This window comes from Dethiosulfatibacter aminovorans DSM 17477, assembly GCF_900142005.1.
In the GTDB taxonomy this organism is placed as follows: Bacteria; Bacillota; Clostridia; order Tissierellales; family Dethiosulfatibacteraceae; genus Dethiosulfatibacter; species Dethiosulfatibacter aminovorans.
Genome location: NZ_FQZL01000008.1, coordinates 162,290 through 178,786 on the forward strand (window position 1 = coordinate 162,290; position 16,497 = coordinate 178,786).

At 41.0% G+C, this 16,497-nt stretch carries 15 protein-coding genes; all 15 read left to right on the top strand.

Going from position 1 to position 16,497, the window contains the following annotated elements; all coding sequences use genetic code 11:
• Positions 1–78: 78 nt before the first annotated feature.
• The 15 genes from BUB05_RS07045 (at position 79) to BUB05_RS07115 (ending at position 16,348) form a co-directional block, all read left to right on the top strand.
• The gene (locus BUB05_RS07045; RefSeq protein WP_073048887.1) at positions 79–1,182 is read left to right on the top strand and encodes a metallophosphoesterase family protein; all 1,104 of its coding nucleotides are present in this window, start codon (positions 79–81) and stop codon (positions 1,180–1,182) included.
• On the top strand, positions 1,172–3,886 hold the full coding sequence (locus BUB05_RS07050; protein ID WP_073048888.1) for an ATP-binding protein: 2,715 nt from the start codon (positions 1,172–1,174) through the stop codon (positions 3,884–3,886). Before BUB05_RS07045 ends, BUB05_RS07050 begins: the two co-directional genes overlap by 11 nt.
• Positions 3,887–3,897: 11 nt before the next feature.
• A complete protein-coding gene (locus tag BUB05_RS07055; RefSeq protein WP_073048889.1) occupies positions 3,898–4,596 on the top strand; it encodes a metallophosphoesterase in 699 nt (232 codons plus the stop codon).
• A gap of 3 nt (positions 4,597–4,599) precedes the next feature.
• The gene (locus tag BUB05_RS07060) at positions 4,600–5,145 is read left to right on the top strand and encodes a class IV adenylate cyclase (RefSeq protein WP_073048890.1); all 546 of its coding nucleotides are present in this window, start codon (positions 4,600–4,602) and stop codon (positions 5,143–5,145) included.
• A 313-nt stretch (positions 5,146–5,458) separates the two neighbouring features.
• The gene (tyrS, locus tag BUB05_RS07065; protein WP_073048891.1) at positions 5,459–6,688 is read left to right on the top strand and encodes a tyrosine--tRNA ligase; all 1,230 of its coding nucleotides are present in this window, start codon (positions 5,459–5,461) and stop codon (positions 6,686–6,688) included.
• A gap of 11 nt (positions 6,689–6,699) precedes the next feature.
• Positions 6,700–7,842: a THUMP domain-containing class I SAM-dependent RNA methyltransferase gene (locus BUB05_RS07070; RefSeq protein ID WP_073048892.1), complete on the top strand. Its 1,143-nt coding sequence runs from the start codon at positions 6,700–6,702 to the stop codon at positions 7,840–7,842.
• 150 nt (positions 7,843–7,992) lie between these two features.
• Positions 7,993–8,340 (top strand): cupin domain-containing protein, encoded by a 348-nt coding sequence (locus BUB05_RS07075; protein ID WP_073048893.1) that lies wholly within the window; start codon positions 7,993–7,995, stop codon positions 8,338–8,340.
• On the top strand, positions 8,341–9,405 hold the full coding sequence (locus BUB05_RS07080) for a 4Fe-4S dicluster domain-containing protein (RefSeq protein WP_073048894.1): 1,065 nt from the start codon (positions 8,341–8,343) through the stop codon (positions 9,403–9,405).
• Between the two features lie 151 nt (positions 9,406–9,556).
• On the top strand, positions 9,557–10,516 hold the full coding sequence (locus BUB05_RS07085; protein WP_073048895.1) for a PP2C family protein-serine/threonine phosphatase: 960 nt from the start codon (positions 9,557–9,559) through the stop codon (positions 10,514–10,516).
• Between the two features lie 20 nt (positions 10,517–10,536).
• The gene (locus BUB05_RS07090; protein ID WP_073048896.1) at positions 10,537–11,496 is read left to right on the top strand and encodes an LCP family protein; all 960 of its coding nucleotides are present in this window, start codon (positions 10,537–10,539) and stop codon (positions 11,494–11,496) included.
• Positions 11,497–11,590: 94 nt separating this feature from the next.
• On the top strand, positions 11,591–11,872 hold the full coding sequence (locus BUB05_RS07095; protein WP_073048897.1) for a DUF503 domain-containing protein: 282 nt from the start codon (positions 11,591–11,593) through the stop codon (positions 11,870–11,872).
• The gene (gene nth, locus BUB05_RS07100; RefSeq protein ID WP_073048898.1) at positions 11,872–12,492 is read left to right on the top strand and encodes an endonuclease III; all 621 of its coding nucleotides are present in this window, start codon (positions 11,872–11,874) and stop codon (positions 12,490–12,492) included. The genes BUB05_RS07095 and nth overlap by 1 nt, the downstream gene beginning before the upstream one ends.
• A 99-nt stretch (positions 12,493–12,591) precedes the next feature.
• The gene (trmL, locus tag BUB05_RS07105) at positions 12,592–13,062 is read left to right on the top strand and encodes a tRNA (uridine(34)/cytosine(34)/5-carboxymethylaminomethyluridine(34)-2'-O)-methyltransferase TrmL (RefSeq protein WP_073048899.1); all 471 of its coding nucleotides are present in this window, start codon (positions 12,592–12,594) and stop codon (positions 13,060–13,062) included.
• A gap of 15 nt (positions 13,063–13,077) precedes the next feature.
• Positions 13,078–14,682 carry a Na/Pi cotransporter family protein gene (locus BUB05_RS07110; RefSeq protein ID WP_073048900.1) on the top strand — a complete coding sequence of 535 codons (1,605 nt, stop codon included), beginning with the start codon at positions 13,078–13,080 and terminating at the stop codon, positions 14,680–14,682.
• A gap of 25 nt (positions 14,683–14,707) precedes the next feature.
• The gene (locus BUB05_RS07115) at positions 14,708–16,348 is read left to right on the top strand and encodes a Na/Pi cotransporter family protein (protein WP_073048901.1); all 1,641 of its coding nucleotides are present in this window, start codon (positions 14,708–14,710) and stop codon (positions 16,346–16,348) included.
• Positions 16,349–16,497 lie beyond the last annotated feature (149 nt).

Genomic DNA, 16,497 nt, shown 5'->3' on the forward strand with positions numbered 1-16,497 from the left:
TGTTTGAATTGGGAATTCTTTGTGCATTAAAATGAATAATGTGTTAGAATTATATATATTATTTATCAGGAGGTTGCAATGAGCATATCGTTTATCCATACTGCCGATTTGCATATAGGTAAAAAGTTTAATCTGAATTTTGATGTCGGCGACAGCATAAGAAGAAGAATTGACTTGTGGGATACATTCGACAAGATCATTGAGCTGTGTATAAGGAATGAGATTGATTTCCTTTTTGTGGCTGGAGATCTCACTGATGGCAAATACTGTACCATTGAAGATATAGAAAGGCTTGCATCAAAATTCAAGGAAGCAATAAATACGAAGGTTGTTGTGACTACGGGAAGCAACGACCCTTATTCTGTGAACTCTTATTACAAATATATAGACTGGCCTGATAATGTATACCTTGTTGATACCACTGACAGTGTCAAAAAGATGGTTTTTGAGGAAGAAGGTCTTTGTGTGTACTCCATAGGACTTGATATCAAGGGTGTGCAGGAAGAACGAAAAACAATAAGCTCCATTAGAACCGATGATGATATGGTCAATGTTTTTCTTGCCCATGGAGACATTGAAGGGAACGACCCCCCGGACTTGAGAATCGACGTGGAATCAATAAGGGACAAGTTCGACTATATAGCTCTTGGACACTATCACCAGTATCGTGAATATTCTGAAAGGATGATTTATCCCGGATCGCCTGAGCCCCTTGACTTCAAGGAGCAGGGACAGCATGGGGTCGTATATGGGAAAATTGACAAGGAAAATTTCGAAAAGGTGTTTCTGCCCACTGCAAAGAGTCGGTTCATATTAAAGGAACTGTACCTTCAGCCTGAGTACGAGCATCAAAAGATACTGGATATAATAAAATTCATAGGGGACTATATTTCGGTTTCAAAGGATTATTACAAGGTTATCTTGAACGGTACTGTAAATATGGAAATGGACATGGACAAGATAAAGGCGGAAGCTTCCACATATTTCCAGCATATTGAATTTGTGGATAATTTTACATATGACATAGACTATGACCTTTTGCTTGAGGAATACAAGGGCAATCTCATAGGGGATTTCATAAAACTGATCAAGGAAGAGGATGAAAACATAAACAGTCAACGGGCGCTCATGTTGGGCCTTGATGTTATGTTGAAAGAAAAGGTGGGCATCGATGATTATTAACAGACTTAATTTACTCAATTTCGGTAAATTCAAGGACAAGGAAATAGATTTCTCCAATGGGATAAATCTCATATACGGACACAACGAAGCAGGAAAAAGCACAATGCATAAATTCATAGAGGGTATGCTTTATGGGTTCCATATCAGCAACGGCAATGCTGAAAACAACTGGCTGGGCGACATGGAGAAGTTCAATCCATGGACGGAGGAAAGCTACAATGGAGAGCTTTTTTATTCACAAAACGGTGAAAAGGTGAAAATTTACAGGGATTTCTACAGCAATGATGTGAAAATCACCGATGCAAGCGGAACTCACGACCTGGGTGAAAGGTTCAAATACAGCAAAAAGCACCAGGTGATAGAACCTGGAAAGACGATATTTGGCATAAACAGAAGGATGTTTGCAAACACCTTCAGCATAAATCAGCTTGGCAGCAAAACCGATGAAAATCTCGTTGGAGATGTAAAGGAAAAGATTGAAAATCTTGCAAAATCTAAGGACGAGTCACTGAAGATAAAACATGTATTTGACGATCTTGAAGAGATGAAGGAGAAAATGGGCAATCCGGAGGATCCATCCTCCAAGGCAGGAAGGATATTGAAGAAGCTTGAAAGCCTTGAGGAGGAAATGGCTCTTAGGGAAGAGGCTGATGGAAAAACCAGCAGAAAGCTCATGCTTGTCGACGCATACAGGAAACAGCTTATAAAAAAGCAGAAGGACTATGACAATATAGAAAATATAATAGGGGAACTGGACACGGAAAATATCAAGGAATCCTATGGAACGGCATGTGAGCTGTCTGACGAGATCGAGGCTTTAAACGGGGAAATAGGAAGCAATGAAATACATGACATAAACATTGAAGACTATGAACGACTCATAAGGCTGTTCATGAAGTCCGAACAGTATGAAACAAGGGAAAAGGAACTTGCGGCAAGGGTCAAGGCTCTTGAAAGAACTGCAAAGACATTGAAGGAAGGTCTGATAATTGGGAATGAATCGGTGGATTTCGAGAAGATGAATTCCAGTTATGAGATTCTCCAGAGCAACAAGGGAATAGAAGGAAGACTTGAAAAAAAGATAAATGCAATCAATGAAGAAATAGATGTATTTGAAAACAACCGCTTCGGAGCAACCATAGAATCTTATGAAAAGTACTATGCAAATCAGAAAAAAATAAAATACTACAAGGGAATACTGGAAAGCGATATAATCGCTGTCCTTAAAAACAAGATCAAGAAGGAAAAAAGCGGTGCTGTTACAAATACCGTGTTCTCCCTGATTCTTGGCGGATTGATTGCTGTTGGGTCTCATATAGCAGCAAGATATTTCTACAATGACTTGTTTTACATTGCCCTTGTACTTCTTGTGGTACCTGCATTCAATTGCAGGGATATATTCAGGAGCCGAAGGATAATAAAGGCTGTAAAAAGTGAAATTGGAAAGATAGAGAAGGGAAATGCTGAAAAGCTTGAAGAGCAGAAGAGGCTTGAAGATGAAAACAGAAGCATCCTTGAAGAAACCGACTGCACCAGCTTGAACGACCTGAAGGCAAAATACAATATTGCAACTTCGGAAATTGGAAATATAACAGAAAAGAAAAGCACTCTAGAAACACTGGAAGAGGAGCACTCATACATAAAAAGAAAGAACGACAATCTTCAGAGTCAGCTTGTGGAACGGGTTGGAATCTTTGGTTACAACGAGCTGAGTTCAGGAATCTTTGGTGAAATAAGAAGAAGGATAGAGGAGTCCAGGGAAAAGTCCGGAAATCTTAAAGTTGCAAATCAGGAGCTGGAATCTGTGGGGGCCGAGCTTGAGACGGTAACGAAAAACAGGAAGGATAATGACGAGGTAATTGCCGGGGTACTTGAACGAAACGGTGTGGAATCTGTTGAGGAACTCAAGCATCAGATTATGGAGCAGAGATACATCCAGGACAAGGTTCTTTTAAGGAAGGCCAAGATGGAATCACTCAGGAATATTCTTGGTAAATATACCCTTGAAGAAATGAAAACCAAGATAGACAAGCTTGAACTGCTTTTTTCAAATTCGGAATATGGCAGCAAGGAAGAGATACTTGAAGCACACAGAAATGATCTGAAAGAGATAAAGGACCTTGAAGACAAGGTGAAAAATCTGGTGGAAAACATAAGCTTGAAGCAGAAGGGCCACAGGAAGCTTTCGGAGATAGCGGAAGAGATGGACTGTTACAAGAGGCAGATGAAAGAACTTGAGGAAGAGCTGGAAATAATCAATAAAACCCAGTCTGTAATAGAAAAGGCATCCCAGAACATTCAGGAAGAATTCCTTCCGAAGTTTATAAGGAAGATAAACCATTATTTCAGTCTCATAACCGACAGAAAATACAATGAAATAAGGCTGGATGAACATCTAAACCTTTCAGTAGTGGATCCTTCGAGTAATCTGGAGGTATTTATTGAAAGTCTCAGCGCCGGTACTGTGGACCAGATTTACCTGTCCCTGAGATTTGCCCTTGTAGACATAATATCACGTGATGACGATTCGCCTGTCATACTTGACGACTGCTTTACCCAGTACGATTACAAGAGGCTGGCAAGTGCCGTAGACATAATGGGAAACATGGGCAAGGAAAGGCAGATACTTCTTTTTAGTTGTCAGTCCAGAGAAAAGGATATTTTTGATGCCAAGGGGATCCCATACAACTATATAGAAATATAACTGGAGCAAAAATGAAAATATTCGGAATATCGGATCTACATCTTGATTCGAAAAAGGAAAAGCCAATGGACGTATTCGGTGAAAACTGGATAGACCATGATAAGAAAATATTCGATTCCTGGAAGGAATCGGTCAGCGAAGACGATATAGTATTATTGCCCGGGGACATATCCTGGGCAATTTCATTGAAGGATGCCCATGAAGACTTGAGCCACATAGAAGAACTTCCGGGAACAAAGATAATTACAAAGGGAAACCATGATTACTGGTGGTCCTCAATGACAAAAATGAACAATATGGGATTCAAGACCATCAAGTTTGTCCACAATAATTCTTTTGCCAGGGACGGAATTGAAATATTTGGAACCAGGGGATGGATGTCAAGGGACAGTGATGAATTCATGAACGATGATGAGGTCATATATTTGAGGGAATTGAGGAGGCTGGAAAATTCCGTTAAATCTTCGAAGTTGGATAATCCTTCATTGACTATAGCCCTTTTGCACTTTCCTCCCTTTGACTGCAGGGGAAGACTTGATGACTTCGGAGAATATGTAAGCGGCAGGAATATCGATATTTGTCTATATGGGCATCTCCATGGAAAGGATGGACACAAGTATGCAAGAGAAGGGAAATTCGGAAATACTGAATTCATTTGTGTAGCTGCCGACTACCTGAATTTTAAGGTGAAGACAATAAAAGAGGTATAAAAGATGAAGGAAATAGAAGTAAAGGTACTGAACATAGACCCTGAGGAAATTGAAAGAAAGCTTGCGGAGCTGGGTGCGAAGAAGATAAAGAACGAACATCAGGTGAATCTGATATTCGATACTCCCGGCTATAGGCTCCACAACGACTACAGGGGATATGCAAGGATAAGGATAAAAAGGAATCTTGATGATGATGCGGAAAAGATTCTTCTGACTGTAAAGAAGAATGTTTCAAGCGACGGTGCAAGGCAAAACATAGAGCACGAGGTTGAAATAGACAGCAGCGAAGAGATGGAAAAAATACTTGGAGACCTTGGCTACGAGCTCAAGCACAGGGGAGAAAAGCACAGGATATCATACAGTTATGACGACATACTCTTTGAAATAGATACCTGGGACAAGTATACCTATCCTGAACCATATCTGGAGTTGGAGGTAAAGGTTGAAAAGGATATTGAAAGGGCTGCCGAACTGCTGGAACTGAACAGGGAGAACATTACTTCCAAGTCCATCCAGCAGCTCAGAAGGGAAGCCGGGTTAGAGGATTGATAATTGTTTCTAACATCTTGACAATAAATGGATTTTGTATTAATATGTGTATAATCTATTAGGGTAATGATGGAGAAAGTAGTGTATTTGTTCTTGATTCAGAGAGCAGTCCGGCTGGTGGAAGGGCTGCAGAACAATGTCATGAATTACGGCTCCTGAACCTCTGTGGGAAACTGCAGCGCAGGTATGCGATATGTACGTAGAGGCTTTATGCGAATTAAGGTGGTACCACGACTATACTCGTCCTTGAATATTTCAAGGGCGATTTTTTGTTTATATATTTATTGAATAATTAAAAATGAGAGGTATGATTATGGAAAGAAATGTATTTGACGTATTGATGGAAAGAGGGTTCATAGAACAGTGCACCCATGAAGAGGAAATCAGGGAACTCCTAGGCAAAGAGAAGGTTACTTTTTATATCGGATTCGATCCTACTGCAGACAGTCTGCACATAGGACACTATATTCAGATCATGGTTATGACTCACATGCAGAGACACGGCCACAAACCCATAGCAATAATAGGCGGAGGGACTACAATGATCGGGGACCCAAGCGATAGAACGGGTATGAGATCATTGATGACAAAGGAGACAATAGCTGCAAATGCTGAAAAGTTCAAGCTTGTATTCAAGAAGTTCCTTGACTTCGAGGACGACAAGGCACTCATGGTAAATAATGCCGACTGGCTTTTGAACCTAAACTACGTGGACTTCTTGAGAGAGGTTGGAGTGCATTTTTCCGTAAACAGGATGCTAACTGCAGAATGCTACAAGAACAGAATGGAGAAGGGACTCACTTTCCTTGAATTCAACTACATGATAATGCAGGCATACGATTTTTATATGCTTCACAAACTTTACAACTGCAAGATGCAGTTTGGCGGAAACGACCAGTGGTCAAACATCATTGCAGGAGCAGATCTTATTAGAAGAAAGGATTCAGCAAGTGCATATGGAATGACATTCTCCCTTCTAACAACAAGTGAAGGAAAGAAAATGGGCAAGACTGAAAAAGGTGCATTGTGGCTTGATCCTGAAAAAACTTCGCCATACGATTTCTACCAGTACTGGAGAAACATAGACGATGCGGATGTGGAGAAATGTCTTGCATTGCTCACCTTCCTTCCTATGGAAGAGGTAAGAAGACTTGGCTCGTTGGAAGGCGCGGAAATAAACCATGCAAAGGAAGTCCTCGCATTTGAGATAACAAAGCTAATACACAACGAAGAAGAAGCGGTAAAAGCCCAAGAGGCAGCAAGAGCCCTGTTCTCAAGGGGAACTGATTCCGACAATATGCCTTCAAGCGACATGGAAGCATCTAAGCTTGACGAAAACCTCACAATCATAGACATTCTTAACCTTACGGGACTTATTAAGACAAACAGTGAGGGAAGAAGGCTAATACAGCAGGGCGGAGTGTCTGTCAACGATGAAAAGGTTGCGGATTACGGACAGGCAATAACTGCTGAAGACTTTAAAGACGGAAAGATGATAATTAAAAAAGGAAAGAAGAAATTCCACAGATTAAATCTAATATAAAGGAAGAATATATGTTGAAAGTTAAACTGGCTGCAGTCTGCGCGTTCGGACTTGAAGCGGTAGTGAAAAGGGAGCTCCTCCACATGGGCTATGAAGACCTCAGAGTAGACAATGGATGGATATACTTTGACGGAACCCTTGAAGATATTGTGAAAACCAATATAAATTTAAGAAGTGCTGAAAGGATACTTCTTGTAATGGGAGAATTTGAAGCCTATACCTTTACAGAACTTCATGACCATACTTTTGATCTTCCCTGGGGAGACTGGATAACAAGAGACGGCAAGTTCACTGTAAATGGAAAGTCCCTGAAATCAAAACTGTCAAGCGTGCCGGACTGCCAGTCCATAGTCAAGAAGGCAATAGTGAACAAGCTGAAGGAAGAATATGACCAGGAATGGTTCAGTGAGAAGGGTGCGGAGTTCACAGTCCAGGTATCCCTCAACAAAAACAAGGCTGTTCTGACAATAGATACTACAGGATCAAGGGAAGGGCTCTTCAAGAGAGGCTACAGGAAGAATGCCGTGGAGGCACCTCTTAAGGAAACAATGGCCGCTGCCATGATACAGCTGAGTTTCTGGGACAAGGACAGGATTCTGTACGATCCGATGTGCGGTTCTGGAACAATAGCGATAGAGGCAGCGTTAATAGGAACAAATACGGCGCCGGGATTATATAGAACCTTTGCAGCGGAAGGATGGCCCATTATTCCAGAGGACATGTGGCAGGACATAAGAGACCATTATGAAAGCCTTGTGGATGAGGATGTGGAGCTTCAGATTTATGCTTCGGATATAAACAGCGAAGCGGTGAAGGCTGCCAGGAAAAATGCTGCAAGAGCTGGAATGGAGGACCATATAAAGTTTGAATGTCTTGATGTAAAGGATGTAGTCCTTCCCGGCAAATATGGAGTAATGATAACAAATCCTCCATATGGAGACAGGATAGGTGACAAGGAAACCGTTGAAAGGGTTTCTGAAGACCTTGGCAGGATATTCGGAAGAGACAAGACATGGTCAAACTATATAATCACTCCTTTTGAAAGGTTTGAAAAGCTTTACGGAGCCAAGGCTTCAAGAAAGAGAAAGCTGTTCAACGGCAATGTTAAGGTGAATTACTATCAGTATTACGGAGAAAGAAAACCTAGGGATTGAAATGACGGAAAGCGGCGAAAGCCGCTTTTCTTTCTTGGTGGCTTTGGAAAGTTTCCTTTATTAAAAGTGCAAAATTGTGGTATAATTGATGATAAACTTGATACAGCTATCTGAAAAATCAAATCTAGAATATAACCGGGAGGAAATCTAATGATAATAGGGCACAAGGATGATATAGAGTTTGTAATAACCCAGGACCCTTCAGTAAAGGGAGTGGCAATGAAAAAAATTATCGGAGCAGAAGAAGGCTGGGATGATTATGTAATGAGGATAGTTAAGCTTGAACCAAATGGAAACAGTTTTGACCACAAGCACCCGTGGCCTCATATCAACTACTATATTAAGGGCAAGGGAATCCTTACAATGGAAGGAGAAGAATTTGAGGTGAAGGAAGGCGGATATACTTTTGTACCTGCAGGAAAGCAGCATCAATGGAGAAACGAATCCGACGAGGTTTTTGAATTCATCTGTATAGTACCAAAGGAAGGTCACCAGTAATTGGGAAGGATTGACGAACGTGACATAATGTTCGCCAGGATGAACTATGAACAGGGTACGGCACATTATGAAAACTATTATACAAGAAACGAAGACAAGAAGGAAACAGATGATGATTTAAGGGACAAAATTGTCAAAAACAGCAAAAAGACGGCCTATTACAATGAAATATATTCTCCCCTTGTAGATTCCAATTTCAGGTTTCTGTCGGACATGAGACATCTGGCGGAAGGGCCGGTATCTGAAAACAGGATTGAACTTGACAGAGGGTCGTTTTCCACCACCCTTAAGGAGCTTGCCCTTGAGTTTGGTGCGTCATCCTGCGGCATAGTCAGAATGAAGGACTACCATTTTTATACAAACAGAGGAAGGCATGCTGAGAACTACGGAGAAGAAATAGATGTCGAGAAGCACAAATACGGCATAGTTTTTACTATAGAAATGGACAAAGACAATGTAAACAGGGCGCCGAAGATTCCGTCTGCAGTGGAATCCACCCTTGGATATGCAAAGGGTGCCATGATAGGAATGATGCTCTCATACTATATAAGGGAGCTTGGATATTTTGCCAGGAACCATATGGACGGCAACTATCTGGTTGTCGCCCCTGCCGTTGCAGAAGATGCAGTGCTCGGTGAAGTTGGAAGAATAGGACTGCTTATAACCAGGGAACTTGGACCAAGAGTAAGGCTTGGCGTCGTAACCACTGATCTTGAACTTGTTGAAGATGAAAAAGTGGACTATGGGATAAGGCAGTTCTGCAGGATCTGTGGAAAATGTGCAGTAACCTGTCCGGGAAAGGCAATACCAAAAGACGACTGGAAGCCTTACCATGGCATCGATATGTGGAAAAGCAATCAGGAATCCTGTTTTGGAATATGGACAAGTCTCGGAACAGACTGCGGCGTATGCATGTCCACCTGTCCTTTAAGCCAGGATATGGACATGGAAGATAGAATCAAGATAGGGGCAACTCATGAATCAAGAGTTGAAGTTTTAAAAAAATATAATGAGAAATACGGAATAAGATATTTCATTAAAGAAAATCCGAAATGGATTAAGTAAGGGAGTGACGGGGACATGTCAATACATGAAGCAAGAACATCGGTCAATTCTGCACAATTCAGGATATTGGACAGTATGATAGACGGTGTAAGACTTATAAACAAATACATGACAGTTATACATACGAACGAATCTATAGAAAAAAAACATTATGTCCCATACCATTGGAAAAAAATGTTATGAGGGAATAGGGAAATGTAAGAAATGCAGGGAATGCGGTGCCGACAGGACCTTTGAAACAGGTGAAACCGTAAAAACCTACCAGGAAATAAACGGAAAGCACTACATGATCATAAGCTCTCCCGTTTACGACAGATACAACGGCATATCTGCAGTTGTTGAGGTTTTCAGGAATATCACCAAGGAAAAGGAACTTGAAAAATCCCTGCTGGAAAAAAATGGAAAGATGAAGGAAGATATTGAATTTGCAAAGAGGATGCAGATAAACATGCTTCCTTTGAAGGGGATATACAACGACTTGAAGATAGACTACTACTATGAGCCTTCGGAATTCTTGAGCGGAGACATGTTTGATGTATTTAAGATAAACAGGGACTGTACCGGTTTCTATATTTGTGATGTTGTCGGTCACGGTATATCAGCTTCCATGATAAGTATGTATGTGAGACAGACTGTAAGGGCAATAAGCAAGGACAGGACAGATATCAATGCGATAATGAGTGAGTTGCACAGAACTTTCCTTGCCTTGAATTTTGATGACGACAAGTATTTTTCCATATTCTATTGCATATTCAACAAAAATACCCAGACTCTTGAATATATAAATGCCGGGCACAACTGTTTTCCGCTGTTCAAGAGGGGCAATGAAATAAAAAGGGTTGAAGCAAAAGGTTATCCAATATGCAATATATTTGACAGCGTATCTTATGAAACAAATCATCTGCAAATGGAGGAAAACGATAAGATTCTCTTCTATACCGACGGAATAACGGAAATGAAGGATGAGGAAGGCAAATTCCTCCAGGAGGAAGGACTTGCTGAAATATTTGAAAAGCATGATGATATCATACCGAATATAGAGAAAGAGATAGAAAATATTGGAGGCAGGAATACAGACGACCTGGCTCTACTGGAAATAAAAGTGATTTAAACTAAATTATGAGGTGAAAGATGAAACATTTTTTTAAGGTGTTTTTCATTTCTTTGCTGTGCTTTGTTCTCATGATAGGTGCAGGTGTATACACTTATGTGAAATTCTTTAACCCTTCTGACAGGAAGGACTTCACACAGGTGGAAGATCCTATGTGGGACAAGGGAGATGGCAGCGATGCAGATGAAATGACGCCGCTTGAAATGGCAATACAGGATTCAAAGAGAATCAACATAGTATTGCTGGGAATAGAAGACGGAAGAACTGACACAATAATGCTGGTAAGCTTTGACAAAGCTACTGCGGAAGCTGATATAATATCGATACCAAGGGATACTTTTTTTCACAGGGAAGGATATGACAGCCCCGGAAGCAAGAAAATCAATGCAGTATACGGCTCTACCAAGGCACAGGGTGTAATAGGAGCATTGGAAAACATTCTGAAGATACCTGTACATAATTTTATTACGGTTGACTATGAGGGTGTTGAAAAGGCAGTCGATGCCATAGGAGGAGTGGCTGTAAGCGTACCTTTTGATATGGAATACGAAGACGCTTATGATGTTCCTCCCCTTGTAATAGACATCAAGGCGGGCGACCAGGTTCTTGATGGAGACCAGGCTCTTCAATACTTGAGATTCAGGCACAACAACGACCTGACCGTAGGGTATCCCAACGGAGACCTTGGAAGGATTGCGGCTCAGCAGGAATTTGTGAAAAGTGCTGTGAAGAAGGCTCTTGGACTCAAGCTGCCATCTGTTGTAAAGGCGGTTTATCCATATATCAAGACAGACCTTTCTCTGGCCGATATGCTTCTCTTGGCAGGAGATGCAGTGAATTTTTCCGTGGAGAATCTGGAGACCAAAATGCTTCCTGGACATGCAACAATAATAGACGGATTGTCTTTCTATGTTCATGACCCAAGGGAAGTGGAGGATATGGTTGAGGAACTCTATATGGATGGGACCAGCCAGCAGTAAAATACAACACTATTATTTGAATTGAATAGGACTTTCTCATAGGGGGGGAGTCCTTTTCGTTTATATTATGTAATAATGCAAAGGATGTTTATTGATGATAACGGCAATATGCAATATAGAGATATACATATATGAAAGCAACTCCCTTAAGGACAAACGAAAGGTAATAAAGAGTCTCATGAACAGGATAAGGGAAAGATACAATGTTTCCGTAAGCGAGACGGATTACAATGAAAAATGGAACAGAGCCGTGATTTCAGTTGCCCATGTATCAAATTCCAGAGTATTGGGAGAGCAGATTATTGACAAGGTTATTGATTTCATTGAAAAGGATGGCAGGGTGGAAATAACAAACACTGAAAGGATGACATACTGATGGACAATGTAGAAGAGATACTTGACAAGCTTGAAAAACAACATCCCGACGCCAGGTGCGAGCTGTACCACAATACACCCTTTCAGCTTCTTGTTGCAACGGTCCTTAGTGCACAGTCCACTGACAAGAGTGTCAATAAGGTTACAGTCGGATTGTTTGAAGAATATCCCGACCTTGATTCCTTTATAACGCTGGAGATTGGAGATATTGAAGACAAGATAAGAAAAATAGGACTGTACAAGAACAAGTCCAGAAGCATATACAATATCTGCAGGGTATTGAAATCGGATTTTGACGGAATGGTGCCATGCGGAGAGAAGGAACTCATGTCACTTCCCGGTGTGGGAAGAAAGACTGCATCGGTGGTAAGAGCCGTAGCATTTGGAATACCTGCTTTTGCAGTGGATACCCATGTTTTCAGGGTGACCAGGAGAATTGGTCTGACAGAGGCAAAGACACCTGACAAGGTTTCCGATGACCTCATGAAGCTCATACCTGAGGATAGGTGGATTCTTTCGCACCATCTTTTCATTTTCCACGGGAGACGAATATGCAAGGCTAAAAACCCTCTTTGTGCAGAATGCATGGTATTTGAGGAATGTATGAAAATAGGCCTTTGAATACTTATGTAAAGTTTATGTTAAATTGTTAAGCGCGAGTAAAAAACTTGTTTATTCTAAATTAAATTGATGTTATAATCTTTTATTGTGGAGGTGACCATGTCGTTGAATATTGTACTTTTTGAACCTGAAATACCTCAAAACACCGGCAACGTAGCAAGAACCTGCGCTGCAACCGGCTCTGACCTTTACCTTGTCAGACCCCTCGGATTTTCAGTGAGCGACAAATACCTGAAAAGGGCTGGACTTGACTACTGGGACCTGGTGAATGTGTATTATTATGACAGCATATATGAACTTATTGAAGAAAAAGGTATGGAAAATTTTTATTTTGTAACGACCAAAGGTGATAAATTCTATTCGGAAAACAAATATGAAGACAACAGTTTCTTTGTCTTTGGAAAGGAAACTGCCGGACTTCCTGACCGGATACACGAGATGTATCCTGACAAACGAATCAAGATTCCCATGATCGACAACGAAAGAGCAAGATCCCTGAATCTTTCCAATTCGGTTAATATTGTACTTTACGAAGCCTTGAGACAACTTGGCTTTGAAGGTCTGGTCTGAGAGCGAGGATAGCATATGGTACTCACAATAGGACTTGTTGGAGGACTTGGACTCTTTCTCTTTGGAATGATATTCATGGGGGACGCCCTTCAAAAGGCGGCAGGATCAAAGCTTAAGGACATGCTTGCAACACTTACTCAAAAGAAAATATATGGCATAGTAATGGGATGCATCGTGACAGTGATCATCCAAAGCTCATCTGCAACCACTGTAATGACAGTTGGATTTGTAAATGCCGGACTTTTGAATTTGACTCAGGCCATAGGCATAATAATGGGATCAAATATAGGAACTACCGTTACTGCACAGCTTGTTTCCTTTGACATAGAAGTCATAGCACCATTGATTATTGGGATAGCAGTTGGTATTTATCTTTTATCTAAAAACAAAAGAACAAAAAACGTAGCAAATATATTCATAGGCTTCGGAATTCTCTTTTTGGGAATGGGACTCATGAAGGAAGCCATTAAGCCGTTGAAGGATTCACAGGTGTTTGTTGACGCAATTGTCAACTTCAACAATCCCGTAATAGGACTTATTACAGGACTTGCCATAACAGCGGTGCTTCAGAGTTCTGCTGCAACGACAGGCCTCTTGATAGCTGTTGCAGGAAGTGGATTGTTGACCATTGAGATGGCATTTCCTGTAATACTGGGAACAAATATAGGGACCTGTGTAACGGCACTTCTTTCAAGCCTTGGAACAAACAAGACGGCAAAGAGGGCAGCAATCATTCATATAGTAATAAAGGTTATCGGAGCACTTGCATTCCTGATTTATCTCAGGTTTCCGGTTCAGACACTGGTGGAGTTCATGACTCCGCTTAGAGTGGAAAGGCAGATAGCAAATGCCCATACAATCTTCAACATAATAACTGTCATAGCCGTATATCCATTCTCATCAAGGATAGTTGAATTTTCCCACAAAATCATAAGAGGAGAGGACGAGAGACAGAGAGGCGACCTTAAGTATGTAGACAATCGACTTCTTGCAACCCCTGAAATTGCAATAGGGCAGATAAAGAAGGAAATAACCAGAATGTTCAATATAGTAAATCAGCAACTGATAAACTCCAAGAAGCTTTTTCTTGAATTCGATAAAAAATTGAGTAATGACGTATTTGAGACGGAGGGAGTAGTAAACAAGCTTGAAACATCCCTTGTTGATTACACGATATCCCTTACAAGCAAGATACTTAATGAAGACCAGATAGACAAGGTCGCACTTCTCGCCAGAACCATTACCGATGTGGAGAGAATTGGAGATCTGGCGGAAAACCTGGTTGAAATGAGTGTTGTGAATCACAGGAATAGACTGGATTTTTCAGAAGAGGCGAAAGAGGAAATCAAGGAATTGTTTGACAAAGTTACAAAAATATTCACATTATCAAAAAATGCCTTTGAAAATGAAACAATGGAACACAGTATGGAAATCAAAACTCTGGATATGGAGATAAAGGAGCTTTGTGAGATTTATTTGACAAACCATATAAAAAGGATAAAAAAACCGGATTACAATACTCAGACGGAGCTTGTATTCCTGGATGCATTGAGCAATCTTGAAAGAATAGGAAATCATTCAAAAAATATAACTGAATCACTAATGAGATTCACTGCTTAGATCTATCAAATAACTAGGAGGAAAAATGGAAATAGCATTTGGTTTAATAGGAGGGCTTGGTCTGTTCCTTTACGGCATGACCCTTATGGGAAACGCCCTTCAAAAATCGGCAGGGCCAAGAATGAAGGACATATTGGCGGCCTTGACAAACAAGAGAATTGTAGGTGTAATAGTTGGAGCCATAGTAACAATGATAATTCAGAGTTCGTCGGCTACCACGGTAATGACGGTTGGATTCGTAAATGCGGGTCTTATGAACCTGTCTCAGGCAATAGGAATCATCATGGGTGCCAACATTGGTACTACGGTTACGGCACAGCTTGTAGCATTCAAGCTCACTGACATAGCACCTTTTGTAATAGGTATCGGTGTTGCCTTCTATCTTGGGGCAAAGAAGAAAAGGGTCAAGGAGATAGCTGAAATTTTCATAGGATTCGGTATACTGTTCCTTGGAATGTCCCTCATGAAGGATGCCATAAAGCCCCTTAAGGAACTTGAAATATTCAAGGAGGCAATGACCAGCTTCAACAGCCCGATTGTTGGAATACTGGCGGGATTTGCAATAACTGCAGTTCTTCAGAGTTCGTCGGCGACAACCGGTCTTCTTATAGCTGTTGCGGGAAGCGGACTCATGACCATAGAAATGGCATACCCCATACTCTTTGGAGAGAATATAGGAACATGCGTAACTGCAATGCTTGCCAGCATAGGGGCCAACAAGACTGCTAAGAGGGCTGCCCTCATGCACCTTATATTCAATGTAATAGGTACAATCATGTTCCTCATATTACTTAGGATACCAGTACAGTATCTGGTTGAGTATTTGTCGCCTGGCAATATTGAAAGGCAGATAGCCAATGCCCACACACTCTTTAACATAATATCTGTAATAATCATGCTTCCTTTTGCCAACTGGATCGTAAAGATAGCGGAAAAGCTTATAAAGGGAGACGATGGGGAAAGAGAAGGCGACCTCAAGTATGTTGATGAGAGACTTTTCGCTACTCCTGCTGTGGCTTTGGTTCAGGTATCAAAGGAAGTACTGAGGATGGCAAAGATGGTTGAGCAGCAGCTTGTTGATGCAAGAGTTGCAATCATGAACAATGATGAAGACATGGTGTATACAGTCTTTGAAAAGGAAAAGAACATCAATGCGGTGGAAAAGCAGCTTCTTGAATACATGGTTCAGTTGTCGAAACTTTCGTTGACCAGCAGGCAGAGAGACAAGATTGCCACCTTGATGAATACCATAAACGACGTGGAGAGAATTGGAGACCATGCAGACAACATTGCAGAGCTTGCCCTGGTGAAGATTGAAAACAAGTCGAAGTTTTCTGAAATGGCCAAGGACGAACTCAATGACATGCTTGAACTGGTTATAGATACATACAAGCTGTCCATACTTACTTTCAAGACTACCGAGAGCGAACTGGGAATGAAGGTCTTTGAAAAGGAAAAGAAAATCAATGCCATGGAGAAGGAACTTAGAAGCAGCCATATCAAGAGGTTGAACGAAGGTGCCTGCATTACCCAAACCGGTATAGTATTCCTTGATACCATAAGCAATCTGGAAAGAATAGGAGACCATGCAACTAATATTGCTGAATCAATAATTGAAGTAATAAATAGAGACCATATTGAGACTGATTTGGTTGAAGACATGTAAAAGTTATCGCGGCTGATTAAATCAGCCGCGATTTTTTTATAATCGATCGAGATGGTTCAACTGACCGAAAATTCGAAGGGCTCGATGCCCTGAAAATTTTAATGCAACACAATTAAGAAAGTCACCTGCTTGACAAGGATGTTATACTA